Below are 14,000 nucleotides of genomic sequence, written 5' to 3'. Positions count from 1 at the left end.
AACCAGTAACCGGAGGACTCATGAAGATTGCACTGCTCGGCGTCGGACGCATGGGATACGAACTCGGCGTGCACCTCCTCGCCGTCGGCCACGAGGTGACCGCCTGGAACCGGACGGCGGCCGCCGTCGGCCGGCTGCGCGAGGCCGGGGCCACGCAGGCCGATTCGCCCGAGGACGCCGTCCGCGACGCCGACGTGGTGCTGACGGTCCTCTTCGGACCGGACACCGTGCGCGCCGTGGTGCTCTCCGGGCTGGAGATCCCCGCCGAAGCGGTATGGCTGGATGTCACCACGGTCTCCCCCGAGGACGCCCGCGAGTTCGCCGACTACGCCGCCGCGGCCGGCGTCCGCTACGTGCACGGACCCGTGGTCGGGAGCCTCGCCCCCGCCCGGGCGGGCCAGCTGGGCGTGCTGCTCGGCGGTGCGCCGGAGGACGTCGACGTCGTCGAGCCGCTGGCCGCGCTGTGGGCCGACGCCGAACGGCTCCGCCGGGTCGCCACGCCGTCGGACGCGGCGACCGGCAAGCTGCTCGCCAACCTCGCGCTCGGCGTCACCCTGCAGGGACTCGTGGAGGCGCTGCGCCTCGGCCGCGCCAACGGCCTCGACGCTGCGGGCGTCCTGGACCTCCTCAAGGGCACAGGCCTCGGCGTCATCGCCGGCATGAAGGGGCCCGTCATCACCGGCGGGACGTTCGGGGACACCCAGTTCTCGGCGGACCTCCTCGCCAAGGATGCGCGCCTCATGCTGCGCTCCACCCCCGATCCGCTGCCCGCCGTGACCGCCGTGCTGCAGTCCCTCACCGACGCGCAGCGTGCGGGCTCGGGCGACGACGACATCGCTGTGATCACGAAGCCCGAACTGGGCTGAGCGGAAGTCCGAGCCGGGCCGGGCACGGCTGTCTGGACACCGGGCAGTCTGGGTACGTACGAAGTATGGCTACCCTCGACACCCCCGGTCCCGATGCACACCACCAGCGCCCCGACGGGGTCTCCGACATCACGGTCGAAGCCCTCGGCAAACTCTCCGAGGCCCTCGAGGTCCTGGAACACGCCCGCGGCTACCTCTACGGCTTCCACCGCCTCACCGGCACGGCCGACCTGAACCTCTCCGATGCCGAGGAGCTGTTCCGCAAGGCCGGCCACACCGGGATCGCCGACAAGCTGGCGAACGAGATCATCGGCCGCAACGTGATCGAGGGGCGGTGGACGTTCCAGATCGTGGAGGACTACGACGACCACTACTACGCCGAGTTCAAGGCCTTCGAGAAGGAGGCCCGCGATGCGCTCGTCGACGGCAAGCGCCACCTCTTCGAAGCGGAGATGAAGGAGGACCGCCGGTCCAAGGGCAAGGAGCACCACGAGGCGCTGCCGCCCGAGGCCTGAGACCGCTCCCGCGGCATGCGATCAGCGGGTGTGTACAAGCGTACGTAAGATGCGTACGCTTGTACACGAACGATGACGGCGGACGCGAGGAGCGGTGGATGCACACGGAGTATCTCCAGGACGACGGGCGGAGCATGCGGCAGCGCATGCTCGACGGCGACGACTACGTCGCCGACGACCCCGACCTCGCGGCGGCGAGTCGGCGCGCCATCCGGCTGGCGGCGCAGTACGCCTCCGTCTGGCCGGGCGACCCCGAGGCCGGCCGGTCGATCCTCACCGAGCTCCTCGGCTCCCTCGGAGAAGGTACGGAGGTCCGTGCGCCACTGGCCGTCGACTACGGTAGCCACCTCTCCATCGGCGCCCGCACCTTCGTCAACTTCAATCTGACCGCCCTGGACGTCGCACCCATCACCATCGGCGACGACGTGCAGATCGGTCCCAACGTGCAGCTCCTGACCCCCACCCACCCCGTGTCGCCGGGACCCCGGAGGGCGAAGATCGAGGCAGCCCGGCCGATCACCATCGCGGACAACGTCTGGATCGGTGGAGGCGCAATCATCCTGGCCGGAGTCACCGTGGGCGAGAACTCCGTCGTGGGTGCCGGCGCCGTGGTGACACGGGACGTCCCGGCCGGCGTCGTGGTCGTCGGGAATCCCGCACGCGTCACCCGCGAGGTCGGACCATGACCGTCGGGCAGAGCCACGATCCTGAGGCCCGGTCGCGTCGTCACGATCCCGGCCGACGCGACCGGCTGATCGACGTCGCCATCCGGGTACTCGCGGAACATGGCGTAGCCGGCACCACGCATCGCCGTGTCGCTGCTGCTGCAGACGTGCCCCTCGGCTCCATGACCTACCACTTCGACAGCATGGACGACCTCCTGCAGGCCGCCTTCACGCGGCTCGCCGAGCGCACGGCCGACGCCTTCGACCAGGCCCTGACGAAGGCCGAGACCGCCCAGGCGGCGGGCGACGCCGTCGTCGGCCTCATCGCCGGGCAGACGCTCAATGACCCGGAGACCATGCTCGCCGGCCTGGAGCTCTATGCCCTGGCGGCACGGCGGCCGGAGTTCCGCGCGATCACCGACGCGTGGATGGCGCGCAGCCGCGAGGCCCTGCACGCCCATTTCGACCCCGAGACCGCCTTCATGCTCGATGCGCTGATCGAGGGCACCACGCTGCACCGCGCGCTGTCGCTCGACCCCATGCCCGTCCGCACGGTCCGTGCGGCCGTCGAGAGGATCGTCCGACCATGAGTCTTCACGCGCCGACGCAGCCCGTGGAGTACACCGCGCAGCGGCTGGGCAGGGCACGCTTCGCCGTGAGCGCGCTGTTCCTGACCAACGGGGCGATGTTCGCGAACATCCTCCCGCACTACCCGGCCATCAAGGACGGGCTGGAGCTCAGCAACGCCGCGTTCGGCGTCTCCGTCGCGGCGTTCCCCCTCGGGGCGATCACCGCGGGACTCGCCTCGGGCTTCCTCGTGCGCCGCTTCCGGTCCTCGCGGGTCGCGACGGTGGGCACGTGGCTCATCGGACTGTCGATCCTCCTGGCGGGCATCGCGCCGTCGTGGGCCGTCCTGACGGGCACCCTGTTCCTCGCGGGTGCCATGGACGCCATCACGGACGTGGCGCAGAACTCGCACGGGCTGCGGGTCCAGAAGCTCTACCGGCGCTCCATCCTCAACTCGTTCCACGCGGTGTGGAGCATCGGCGCCGTGCTGGGCGGCCTGATGGGCGCGACGGCGGCGGGTCTCGACATCCCGCGCGGACTGCACCTGTCGGTGTCCTTCGTCCTCTTCAGCGCGCTCACCCTCGTGTGCTACCGGTTCCTCCTGCCCGGCCCCGAGCCGACCGAGCCGCAGCAGCCCGACGGCGCGTGCACCGCAACGGGCAGCCATAACGCCGGCCCGAAACTGCTCGTCACGGTCGGCATCCTCGCCGCGCTCGTGGTGATCGGCATCGCCGGGGCACTCGTCGAGGACGCCGGCAGCACGTGGGCGGCCGTCTACCTGTCCGGCTCCCTCGGAGCGACGCCCACCATCGCGGGTCTCGGCTTCGTCGCCCTCGTCGCCTTCCAGTTCGTGGGCCGCCTCTTCGGCGACCGTCTCGTGGACCAGTTCGGCCAGCGTGCCGTGGCACAGGCGGGCGGGGCACTGGCGGCCATCGGCATGGGGGTGGCCCTGCTGTTCCCTTCGGTCCCGCTGACCATCCTCGGCTTCGGCCTGGCGGGTCTCGGCGTCGCCACACTCGTGCCCGCCGCCATGCACTCCGCGGACGAACTGCCCGGGCTCCGAGCCGGAACCGGGTTGACCGTGATCAGCTGGCTGCTACGCCTCGGGTTCCTGTTCTCCCCGCCGATCGTCGGTGCCGTCGCCGATGCCTCCTCGCTGCGGGCCGGGCTGATCGTGGTTCCCCTGGCCGGCATCCTGACGCTACTGGCTTCCCCCGTCCTCCCGAAGCGGGTCCCGACTCGGCACCTCTGACGCTCGCGCCGTTCCCGAATGTCCGGAGGATCTGCTAGACAGGGAGGATCACTCGTCGGACCCTGCAGTGCGGGTCGCAGTGACAGCAGACATGGGGGACGGGGAACACATGCGATTCGGGGAGATGCTGCGCCATGCGCGGACTGCCAAGGGACTCACGCAGGTCGAGCTGGGTTCAGGGGTGTACTCCACCCATTTCATCTCCCTGCTCGAGCGTGGACTGCGCCAGCCTACACCGGACATGGTGCAGCACTTCGCCTCGCGGCTGGGCATGGACGTGCAGACGCTGAACTGGTGGGTCGAGCCGCCGGACGCCGAGGACCAGTCGGCCCTGGCCGGTGCGATGTTCGCCGTGAACTACGCGCGCGACCTGCAGGACAACGCCCTGGTGGCGTCGGAGGCCGAGCATGCGGCCAACATCGCCTACGAGCAGCGCAATGCTCCCGCCTGGTGGGACATGTCCATGCTCCAGGCGCAGTCATTGATCGCCCTGCGGCGCATGGAGGAGGCGGAGTCCGTCCTGCTGCAGATGGAGAAGTCGTCGCTGACGATCGCCTCGGCCGAGCTGCGCTCCATCGTGCAGGGCCGGCTGTCCATGATCGCGCGCACCACAGGGCGCCTGTCCGAAGCCGTCGATCTCGCGCACCGGTCCATCGCGTCCGCGGCCGAGCTGCCGGAGCTGGCTCCGGCCCGCCTGGAGGCCGCCTTCATCCTCATCGCCGCGCTGGCGGTCAGGGGCGACCTCGACGAGGCCTGGGAGGTGGCGACGGCCCTCGACCTCACCGAGGGCGCCCCCTCCGTGCCGTCCCTCCAGGTCGCCCGCGGCGCCTGGGCCATCGGCAACGTCGCCTTCCGCCGCGGGGAGGTGGAGATAGGACAGGAGCAGCACGCCCTGGCGGCCAAACTGCTGCTGCCGCAGGCCGACCTCGAGACCTGGGCCGAGTTCCACAAGGCCAGCGCGCGCTTCAAGCTGCAGGTCGGCATCGTGGACGACTCCGTCCGCGAGTCCATCCTCAACGCCGAACGCGGTTTCACGCTCGTCGGCACGCAGCTCCAGCGGCTCGAGCTCAGCCTCGTCCAGGCCCGCTACGCCCTCTTCACCTCGGACCTGCTCCGGGGGAAGGCACTGCTGGACGACGTCGACCGGCACCGCGCCGTCCTCGATGTCGAATCGGTCGCCGAGCTGGAGGACTGCCTCGGCCAGTACCACGCCGCGAGCAACGCCCCGCGACAGGCGGCCCGCCACCTCGCCGAGGCCGCACGCCTGCACTCGGACGCCGGGGCGGAGGAGAAGGCCCGCGAACTGCAGGAGCAGGCCCGCGCGCTGACGGGGTGAGCCCTCCCGTCCCGGATGACGTCGATATTGCCCCGGGACCATGGACACCCTCCAGGGGCAGTCCTACGCTTTAAGCCGCACGATGACCCGGGGGAGGATTCGAGGGCCGTGCGGGTAGGACAGCGGCGGTGCCGCTGCTCGGTGCTGGGCCGGTCTGAGCGTCTCGACAACTCCTCGTATCCAAGGACAGGCACCATGAAAGGTACACGCACGTCCATTGCGGCGGCGGCACTCGCCGTCGCCCTCGCCTCCTCCGCCGGCGCGGCGACCGCAGGGCCACCCGCGTCCACCGACGGGCACGATGACTGGGAGGTCACCGCGGGCGACTCCGCCGATCTGGCCACCGGCCTCCTGTCGCCGCTCCGTGTCGCCGTCCGGCGCGATGGCACCGCCTACGTCTCCCAGAACTTCGCCGGCCTGCTCACCCGCGTGGGCGCCGACGGCGGGACCTCGACGCTGATCGAGCGTCCGCGCATCGAGATCGGCGGGGTCTCCACCCGGCACGGCAACGTCTACTACACCGAGAGCGCCGGCGGACCCGGCAGCCCCGATCCATTCGTCGCGAACGTCAGCGTCCTCGAGGACGGCGAGACCCGCGTACTCGCCGACTTGGCCGAACTCGAGACGGAGAACAACTACGACGCCGACAACGAGTACGGGTTCCAGGACCTGCCCGAGGACTGCGCGGCCGAGCTGCCCGCGGACCTCCGCGAGTTCCTGCTGCCGCGCGGCGGTGATGTCTACTCGCACCCCTACGCCACGGTGGTGTCCGATTCAGGCCGGTACGTGTACGTGGCGGACGCCGGGGCCAACCTCGTCTGGACCGTGGACACCTGGCACGACGACGTCGACGCGACCGTCCTGGACCCCGTGCCCACGCTGGCCACGGCGGAGCTCCGGGATTCCCTCGCGGCCCAGGGGATCACGCTGCCCGAGTGCGTGCTCGGCTACACCTTCAACTCGGAGCCCGTCCCCACGGACATCGAGTTCGGGCCCGACGACATGCTGTACCTGACATCGCTGCCGGGCGTCCCGGAGGATCCCACGCTCGGTTCGGTGCGGAGCTTCGACCCGCACTCGGGTGAGATCGACATCGTCGTCTCCGGCCTGACGTCACCCACCGGGCTGGCGTTCGACCGCTACGGCAACCTCTTCGTCGCCGAGCTCTTCGCCAACCGGATCTCGATCATCCCGTCGGGGAGCGACGAGGCGGAGCTGTTCACGGACGCGACCCAGCCGGCGGACGTCGAGGTCAGGGGCGGGTACCTCTACTCCACCCGGAACGCCCTGCCGGGCGAGGGCGCACCGAGCGGCACGCTGGTGCGCACGAGCCTGGACTACAGCCAGGAATAAGCGGGAACCGACGACGGTGCCGCATCCCCCGGGCGGGATGCGGCACCGCCGCGCGTCACACGCCGGGGGTAGTGGGATCAGGTAGCGGGCCGGAAGCGCCGGATGCTGTAGACGATGAAGGCGGCCGCGAGGAGGCCGGAGATGACGAGGCCGGAGCCTACGCTCCAGCCGCCGGGCAGCCACCACCGCTCAGCCAGCGGCCACCAGGACGGCACCGGGGGGTTCACGCCCCACAGCACGCCGAGCAGCACCAGGACGAGGGCGCCGATGAAGCTGAGGACGATGTTCCGCGTGGTCTTCACGCCCTGCGCGGCGGCGGCGAAGGCCTTCCGCTTGACCGGCTGGAGCCAGCGCCGCGCCCACTCGTACTGTTGGGCGAGGACCGCGAGACCGGCCACCAGGGCCAGCAGCCCGGGCCCCGGAAGGACGAGGGCCGCCAGCCCGATGAGCACCAGCAACCATCCGACCACCAGCCCGATGACACGGCTGACGCCACGGGGCCTGGTGCGTCCGGCGAACCGGGCACCCCGCGGGCGGTCGGGTCGGCCGAGTCGCACCATCAACGATTCCCCAGTAGGCTTAACACTCCTCAATCGTCGAACTGATCGACGATGATGGCAACGCCCGATGCGCGAAAAGCTGCTCGCTTGCCACGACGAGGACCACAGGCTTCCCGCCCAGAGCGGGTCCACGAGAAGGAGATTCATCATGATCGGTTTCATCATCGCGGGGCTCATCATCGGCGCCCTCGCACGCCTCATCAAGCCCGGCAAGCAGAACCTCGGGGTGATCGCCACGCTGCTGCTCGGCCTCGTCGGGTCCGTCATCGGCGGCTCGATCGCGAGCCTCATCGGGACAGGCGACATCTTCGAGCTGAACGTCTTCGGCTTCATCGTGTCCGTCATCGCCGCCGTGCTGCTGATCGGCGTCGCCGAATCGGTCGCCGGCCGCCGCCGCGTCACGCGCTAGGGCATCAACGCACAACGGAAAGGGGCGGCTCCGGCCGCCCCTTTCCTGCGTCCTGGGGCACGCCCCGGCATCCCCGCTCGTTCTCCGAAGTACATGTGCCCAACGTCCAGCTTGCAGGTGTAGCCTTGGCGCCAGATGGGGCACAGATCCGTTCGGAAGGCTCAATCATGAACAAGAACTGGCGCTGGCTTCCTGCCGGCATCGTCCCGGTCGTCATCGTCACTGCTGCCGTGAGCGGCTCCGCCGTCGCCGACGCCCAGCCGCAACTGCCCGCCAAGACCGCGCAGGAGCTCCTCGAGTTCGTCGCGACCAGCGCCGACGACGCCTACTCCGGCACCGTGGAACAGTCCTCCGATCTCGGCCTCCCCGATATCAGCATGGCCACTCCCCCGGGCCGCACCTCCGGCTCCGACCCCACCTCCACCGCCCTCGAACTCCTGACCGGCAAGCACACAGCCCAGGTGTACGTGGACGGCACCGAGAAGGCCCGCGTCCAGGTGCTCGACCAGCTGGCACAGCGCGACGTCGTCGTGAACGGGAACGACGCCTGGTACTACGACTCCGAGTCCAACGAGGCCGTGCACGCCGCCCTCCCCGACAAGGAGACCGTGAAGGCGGACCTCGAGGCCGAGCTGCAGGAGAAGACCGCCGAGTACCCCGAGCTCCAGACCCTCCCTCGCACGCCCGCCGAGGTCGCCGAGGTGTTCCTCGCCCGGATCGACCCCAGCACCGACGTGACGGTCGAAGGGACAAGCCGCGTCGCCGGCCGCAGCGCCTACGAGCTCGTGCTCACCCCGGAGGACGACGCCACGCTGATCGGGTCGGTCTCCGTCAGCGTCGACTCCGAGACCGGCGTCCCGCTGAATGTCACCGTCCTGGCCAGGGGCCAGGAGGAGGCCGCGTTCTCCGCCGGCTTCAGCTCGGTGGACTTCAGCGCCCCCGACGCCGACGTGTTCGCGTTCACTCCCCCGGCCGGCGCCACCGTCACGGAGGCCCCGACCGCGGACGAGCTGAAGGCGGAGATCGAGGGCGGGCAGGAGCTCAACCAGGCTCCCGCCGAGGCGCAGCAGCCGACGGTCATCGGTGAGGGCTGGAGCACCATCGTGGAGCTCCCCGTCGGGACTGCGGGCAAGCTGGGCATGAGCCCGGCCGCCGGTGAGGCCGCCGGGATGGGCGAGATCATGGAGATCAAGCCGGGCATGGATCCCGAAGAGGTCGCAGGCGCCCAGGCGCTGCTGGAGCAGGCACTCACCGAGGTCGACGGCGGTCAGGCACTCCAGACGTCGCTCGTCTCGGTGCTGATCACCGATGACGGCCGGATCCTCGCAGGCGCCGTCGGCGTCGACCAGCTCGTCGCCGCCTCCCAGAAGTGATCGCAGGAGTACCCGCGGAGTCCGCACGAGCAGTGCGGGCCCGCGGGTGAGCGACGGTGAACTCGCGATCGAGACGCGCGGCCTGACGAAGATCTTCAACCGTCAGCGCGCCGTCGACGGCATCGACCTCGCCGTCCCCCGCGGCACAGTGTTCGGTTTTCTCGGCCCCAACGGATCGGGCAAGACCACCACCATCCGCATGCTCCTCGGCCTCGCCGCCGCGTCCAGCGGCGAGATCAGGCTGCTCGACGGCGCCATGCCGAAGGACGCCCGCGCCGTCCTCCCGCGGGTGGGGGCACTCGTCGAAGGGCCGGCCATCTACCCGTTCCTGTCGGGGCGCGCGAATCTCCAGCGGTTCGACGCCGCCGACCGCCACACCTCCCCCGCCACCCGCGATGCGCGCGTGGACGCCGCCCTCGAGCGCGTCGGCCTCGGTCATGCGGCGAAGAAGCGCGCCCACGCCTACTCGCTGGGCATGAAGCAGCGCCTCGGGATCGCCAATGCGCTGCTGGCGCCCCGCGATCTGCTGATCCTCGACGAGCCCACCAACGGGCTCGATCCGCAGGGCACCCGCGAGGTCCGCAACCTCATCAGGTCCCTGTCCGACGACGGCACCACCATCTTCGTCTCCAGCCACCTGCTCGCCGAGGTGGAGCAGATGTGCACCAGGATCGCGGTGATGAGCGCAGGCCGGCTCGTGGCGCAGGGGACGCTCGACGAACTGCGGTCCGTGGGCACCGCCCGGGTCCGCATCGCCACACCCGACCACGCCGACGCCCACCGCGTCCTCACCGGGCTCGGCCTGGTGCCCGAGATCCACGGGCGCGACGACGTCATCACCGCCGAGCTCTCGGTGCCCGGGCTGCAGCCGGAGACGGTGAACGCCGCCCTGGTCCGCGCCGACGTGCGCGTGCGGGGCTTCGAGGCGAGCGGTGCGTCCCTCGAGGACCGGTTCGTCGCACTCACGGGAGAGGGCTTCGATGTTGCAGGCTGAACGGTCCCTCGGGCTGGAACTCGTGGTCTCCGAGATCACCGTGCTGTTCCGCAGGCTCCGCACGTGGGCGATGATCGGGGCACTCGCGCTGATCCCGATCCTCATCGCCGTCGTCGTGCGCGTGTCCTCCGACGGTGCGGAGAGCGGCCGCGGCCCGGCGTTCCTCAACAGCATCACGCAGAACGGCCTGTTCGTCTCGCTGACGGCGCTGACCGTCGCCATCCCGCTGTTCCTGCCGCTGACAATCGGCGTCGTGGCGGGTGACACGATCGCCGGCGAGGCCAACCTCGGGACGCTGCGCTACCTGCTGGTGGCACCGGCCGGGCGTGTGCGGCTGCTGCTCGTGAAGTACGCGGGGGCGGCGCTGTTCTGCTTCGTGGCCACCCTGACCGTCGTGGTCACGGGAGCGATCATCGGCGCGCTGCTCTTCCCGGTGGGACCGGTGACGCTGCTGTCCGGGGACACCGTGGGCATCCCCGGTTACTTCGGGCGGCTGCTGCTGCTCGCCCTGTACGTGACGGTGTCGCTCATGGGCCTCAGCGCCATCGGCCTGTTCATCTCGACGCTGACGACCATCCCGGTCGGGGCGATGGCCGCGACGGCCGCGCTGGCCGCCGTGTCACAGATCCTCGGGGCGCTCCCCCAGCTCGAGTGGCTGCACCCCTGGCTGTTCACCAACTACTGGCTGGGGTTCGGGGACCTGCTGCGGCAGCCGATCGTGTGGAACTCGTTCGCGGACAACGCGCTGCTGCAGCTCGGGTATATCGCCGTGTTCGGGACGCTGGCCTACGGGCGGTTCAGCACGAAGGACATCCTGAGCTAGGCAGGCACTACCGGATCGTGGTGCCGGCCGGCTGCCCGATCAGGGCCAGGTCCTGCCGCGTGGGCAGACCCTCCCAGTCGGTGGCATCCGCGACGGCGAACGCACCGAGGGCGACTCCGCGTTCGAGGCGCTGCCCGAGCGGCAGGCCGTCCAGCGTTGCCGACAGGTACCCGGCCGAGAAGGCGTCACCGGCGCCGACCGTGTCGATGACCGGCACGGTCAGGGCGTCCCGGTGCTCGGTGGAGGCGGCGTCCCCCTGCCCGAAGGACCACGCCGTCGCCCCCTTCCCGCCGCGCTTGACGACCACCTCGCGCACGCCGAGGCCGCCCAGGTGCCGGACGGCGTCCTCCTCGCCGAGGTCCGCCGAACACACCAGGCGGAGTTCGTCCTCGGAGGCGACGACGACGTCCGCCTGCGCGGCCAGGCCGGACAGGACCGCTGCCGCGTGCTCCTCGGACCACAGCGTGGACCGGTAGTTCACGTCGAAGGACACGAGGATGCCGGCGGCCCTGGCCCGGGCGGCAGCGGCCAGGGTCGCCTCGGCCGCGCCGGGCGACAGGGCAGGGGTGATGCCGGTGAGGTGCAGGATCCTCGCGCCCGCATCCAGCGCTGCGGCCAGGTCCTCGGTGCGCAGCGCGGACCCAGCCGATGCCGCGCGGTAGTAGGCGACGCGGGAGAACCCCATGCCATGGGTCTCGAGCAGCATCATCCCGGTGGGGCGGGTCCCGTCGACGGTGACGGTGTCCGTCAGCACCGCCTCCGCCCGCAGGGTCCGCACCGCGAAGGCGCCGATCTCGTCATCGCCGAGGCGGCCCGCCCAACGCACGGTATGGCCGAGGCGGGAGAGCCCGATCGCCACATTCGTCTCTGCGCCTCCGAGCGACATCGACATCGCCCCGCCCATCCTCAGCGGTCCCGAGGTGCGGATCGAGCCCATGGTCTCCCCGAAGGTCAGGACCTCCACGGGCTGCAGCACCGTCACTGCGGCGCGTCCCGGACGACGGCCAGGAAGTCCCGCGCGCGGGTCCGCAGGGCCTCCACGTCCCCTCCTGCCGCGGCGTCCCCGATCAGCGGCGACCCGACGCCGACCGCGAAGGCGCCCCTGCGGAGGTACTCAGCCGCGGCATGGAGGTCCACACCGCCGACCGGGACGAAGGGGACGTCCGGGAACGGGTCCCGCAGCGCGGCCAGGTAACCCGGCCCGCCCAGCGATGCGGGGAACAGCTTGATCGCCGATGCGCCACCGGTCATCGCGGCGTAGGCCTCGGACGGTGTGAGCGCACCGGCCAGGACGGGCAGCCCGACGGCGACCGCGGCTTCGAGCGACGGACCGAATGCCGGTGTCACGACGAACCCGGCCCCGGCGTCGGCCACCCGCGCGACATCGTCGGCGGTGAGGACGGTGCCGGCCCCGATGCCGGCGTGAACGCCCGCCTCGCGCCGGATGCGCGCGATGACGGCGGTGGCGTTGGCGGAGTTCAGCGACACCTCGAGATACGCCACGCCTTCGTCGATGAGCGTCATGGCGGTCCGGAAGCACGCGTCCTCGTCGGAGCCGCGGATGATCGCCAGCAGTCGGGCCGAGCCGAGTCCTGCCATCAGGGTCTGCGGTTTCATGGGTCCTCTCCCTACCATTCGGCGTATGCGCCGTCGTCGTGCCGCCAGACGGGTGAGCGCCAGGCGTGGCCGCTCTTGTCCGCGCGGCGGACGGCGGCCTCGTCGATCTCGATGCCCAGGCCGGGCGCCGTGAGCCGTTCCACGGAGCCGTCGACGAACTTCAGCGGTGTCTTGTCGAGCACGTAGTCGAGCACCTCGGCGCCCTGGTTGTAGTGGATGCCGATGCTCTGCTCCTGGATGAGGAAGTTGGGGGTGGCGAACCCCACCTGCAGGCAGGCCGCGAGCGCCAGCGGTCCGAGCGGGCAGTGCGGGGCCAGCTGGACGTCGTAGATCTCGGCGAGGGAGGCGATCTTCCGTACCTCCGTGATGCCGCCGGCATGGGAGAGGTCCGGCTGCGCCACGGCGATGCCCGCCTGGAGGACCGGGAGGAACTCCTGCCGGTTGTAGAGCCTCTCCCCCGTGGCCACGGGGATGGTGGTCGACGCCGTCAGGCCGCCGATCAGGTGCGAGTTCTCCGGCACGGTGGGCTCCTCCAGGAACAGGGGGTGGAACTGTTCCAGGAGCGGGGCCACGCGGCGGGTGTTGGCGAGGGTGAAGCGGCCGTGGAAGTCGACGGCGACGTCGCGGTGCGGACCGAGGACCTCGCGGGCGGCGGCGACGCGCTGCACGACGTCGTCGATCTCGGCGACGCTGGCGATGGGGCTCATACGTCCGCTGGCGTTCATCTTGACAGCGGTGAGTCCCACGGCCAGCTGGGCGGCGACGGCGTCGGCGATCGCGGCGGGCTCGTCGCCGCCGATCCATCCGTACATCCGGATGCGGTCCCGGACGTGGCCGCCGAGCAGCTGATGCACGGGGACGCCCAGGGATTTGCCGTGGATGTCCCAGAGCGCCTGGTCGAGCCCGGCGACCGCGCTGGCCAGGATCGCCCCGCCGCGGTAGAAGGATCCCTTGGTCATGACCTGCCACAGATCCTCGATGCGGAGCGGGTCCGCGCCGATGAGCAGTTCGGACAGCTGCTCGACGGCGGTCCGGACGGTCTCCGAGCGTCCCTCCACGACGGGCTCACCCCAGCCGACGATCCCGCTGTCCGTCTCCACGCGGACGAACAGCCACCGGGGCGGGACGAGGAAGGTCTCAATCCTGCTGATGCGCACGAACCCTGCTTTCGTCGATGAACGCCGCGGCGGAGGAGACGAGCTCCAGCGGCGGGGAGCCGAGGTCGAGGGTGATCCCGGCTTCCGCGGCGTCGAGGTGCTCGAGCGCCGCGTACTGCGAGTCGAGCAGTGACGGCGGCATGTACTCGTGTTCCCGCAGGGAGATCCGGGCGGCCACGAGGTCCCTGGATCCGTAGGGGTGGACGAAGACGACGTCGGGAGCGGCGTCCCTCAGCAGGTCGCGGTACGCCCGCTTGAGGGCCGAGCATGCCACCACGACGCCCGCGCCGCTGTCGGCCAGTCGCTGCGCGACGGCGGCGAGCCAGGGCAGGCGGTCGTCGTCGGACAGGGGCGTGCCGGCCGCCATGAGGGTCCGGTTGCGCTCGGGGTGCAGGTCGTCGCCATCGACGAACGGGACGCCGAGCGCACCGGCGAGGAGCGAGCCGAGGGTGCTCTTGCCGCAGCCCTGCACGCCCATCACCACCACCACGGGCATGGAGTCGAGGTCCATGC

Annotated in this window: 16 protein-coding genes; 11 read left to right on the top strand and 5 right to left on the bottom strand. The window is 70.9% G+C overall.

Annotation, left to right across the window (positions count from 1 at the left end; translation table 11 throughout):
* Positions 1-20: 20 nt before the first annotated feature.
* The 7 genes from AC4D2C_RS12450 to AC4D2C_RS12420 all read left to right on the top strand — a co-directional run bounded on the left by AC4D2C_RS12450 (position 21) and on the right by AC4D2C_RS12420 (position 6,554).
* Positions 21-866, top strand: coding sequence for an NAD(P)-dependent oxidoreductase (locus AC4D2C_RS12450; protein WP_490915199.1), 846 nt, complete (start codon positions 21-23; stop codon positions 864-866).
* 65 nt (positions 867-931) lie between these two features.
* Positions 932-1,381: a hypothetical protein gene (locus AC4D2C_RS12445; protein WP_490905485.1), complete on the top strand. Its 450-nt coding sequence runs from the start codon at positions 932-934 to the stop codon at positions 1,379-1,381.
* A 98-nt stretch (positions 1,382-1,479) separates the two neighbouring features.
* Positions 1,480-2,067 carry a sugar O-acetyltransferase gene (locus tag AC4D2C_RS12440; RefSeq protein ID WP_490915278.1) on the top strand — a complete coding sequence of 196 codons (588 nt, stop codon included), beginning with the start codon at positions 1,480-1,482 and terminating at the stop codon, positions 2,065-2,067.
* Positions 2,064-2,636, top strand: coding sequence for a TetR/AcrR family transcriptional regulator (locus AC4D2C_RS12435; protein ID WP_490915198.1), 573 nt, complete (start codon positions 2,064-2,066; stop codon positions 2,634-2,636). The genes AC4D2C_RS12440 and AC4D2C_RS12435 overlap by 4 nt, the downstream gene beginning before the upstream one ends.
* Complete coding sequence (locus tag AC4D2C_RS12430; RefSeq protein WP_490915197.1) at positions 2,633-3,865, top strand: MFS transporter; 1,233 nt, start codon at positions 2,633-2,635, stop codon at positions 3,863-3,865. The genes AC4D2C_RS12435 and AC4D2C_RS12430 overlap by 4 nt, the downstream gene beginning before the upstream one ends.
* A gap of 109 nt (positions 3,866-3,974) precedes the next feature.
* Positions 3,975-5,201 (top strand): helix-turn-helix domain-containing protein, encoded by a 1,227-nt coding sequence (locus tag AC4D2C_RS12425; protein WP_490915196.1) that lies wholly within the window; start codon positions 3,975-3,977, stop codon positions 5,199-5,201.
* A gap of 195 nt (positions 5,202-5,396) precedes the next feature.
* Positions 5,397-6,554, top strand: a complete 1,158-nt coding sequence (locus tag AC4D2C_RS12420; RefSeq protein ID WP_490915195.1) for a ScyD/ScyE family protein — start codon at positions 5,397-5,399, stop codon at positions 6,552-6,554.
* A 77-nt stretch (positions 6,555-6,631) separates the two neighbouring features.
* Here the strand turns inward: AC4D2C_RS12420 and AC4D2C_RS12415 are convergent, their stop codons facing one another.
* Positions 6,632-7,114: a PGPGW domain-containing protein gene (locus tag AC4D2C_RS12415; protein ID WP_490915194.1), complete on the bottom strand. Its 483-nt coding sequence runs from the start codon at positions 7,112-7,114 to the stop codon at positions 6,632-6,634.
* 148 nt (positions 7,115-7,262) lie between these two features.
* On the opposite strand from AC4D2C_RS12415, the gene AC4D2C_RS12410 reads away from it, so the two are divergent.
* The 4 genes from AC4D2C_RS12410 (at position 7,263) to AC4D2C_RS12395 (ending at position 10,713) form a co-directional block, all read left to right on the top strand.
* Positions 7,263-7,523: a GlsB/YeaQ/YmgE family stress response membrane protein gene (locus tag AC4D2C_RS12410; RefSeq protein ID WP_490905479.1), complete on the top strand. Its 261-nt coding sequence runs from the start codon at positions 7,263-7,265 to the stop codon at positions 7,521-7,523.
* Positions 7,524-7,690: 167 nt separating this feature from the next.
* Positions 7,691-8,896, top strand: coding sequence for a LolA family protein (locus tag AC4D2C_RS12405; RefSeq protein ID WP_490915193.1), 1,206 nt, complete (start codon positions 7,691-7,693; stop codon positions 8,894-8,896).
* Between the two features lie 46 nt (positions 8,897-8,942).
* Positions 8,943-9,890 carry an ABC transporter ATP-binding protein gene (locus AC4D2C_RS12400; protein WP_490915192.1) on the top strand — a complete coding sequence of 316 codons (948 nt, stop codon included), beginning with the start codon at positions 8,943-8,945 and terminating at the stop codon, positions 9,888-9,890.
* The gene (locus AC4D2C_RS12395) at positions 9,877-10,713 is read left to right on the top strand and encodes an ABC transporter permease (protein WP_490915191.1); all 837 of its coding nucleotides are present in this window, start codon (positions 9,877-9,879) and stop codon (positions 10,711-10,713) included. Before AC4D2C_RS12400 ends, AC4D2C_RS12395 begins: the two co-directional genes overlap by 14 nt.
* A 7-nt stretch (positions 10,714-10,720) precedes the next feature.
* Here AC4D2C_RS12395 and AC4D2C_RS12390 read toward each other — a convergent pair whose 3' ends face one another.
* From AC4D2C_RS12390 to AC4D2C_RS12375, 4 genes are read right to left on the bottom strand one after another with little or no spacing between them, the layout of a single operon-like run.
* Complete coding sequence (locus tag AC4D2C_RS12390) at positions 10,721-11,695, bottom strand: sugar kinase (RefSeq protein WP_490915190.1); 975 nt, start codon at positions 11,693-11,695, stop codon at positions 10,721-10,723.
* Entirely contained in the window at positions 11,692-12,330 is a 639-nt protein-coding gene (locus AC4D2C_RS12385; protein WP_490915189.1) for a bifunctional 4-hydroxy-2-oxoglutarate aldolase/2-dehydro-3-deoxy-phosphogluconate aldolase, read from the bottom strand. Before AC4D2C_RS12385 ends, AC4D2C_RS12390 begins: the two co-directional genes overlap by 4 nt.
* Before the next feature lie 11 nt (positions 12,331-12,341).
* On the bottom strand, positions 12,342-13,487 hold the full coding sequence (gene dgoD / locus AC4D2C_RS12380; protein ID WP_490915188.1) for a galactonate dehydratase: 1,146 nt from the start codon (positions 13,485-13,487) through the stop codon (positions 12,342-12,344).
* On the bottom strand, positions 13,468-13,998 hold the full coding sequence (locus AC4D2C_RS12375; RefSeq protein ID WP_490915187.1) for a gluconokinase: 531 nt from the start codon (positions 13,996-13,998) through the stop codon (positions 13,468-13,470). The genes dgoD and AC4D2C_RS12375 overlap by 20 nt, the downstream gene beginning before the upstream one ends.
* Positions 13,999-14,000 lie beyond the last annotated feature (2 nt).

The organism is Arthrobacter sp. TJ-240, assembly GCF_058269195.1.
The sequence above is the reverse complement of the archived record's forward strand: the minus strand, read 5'-3'. Positions and strand labels throughout refer to the sequence as shown.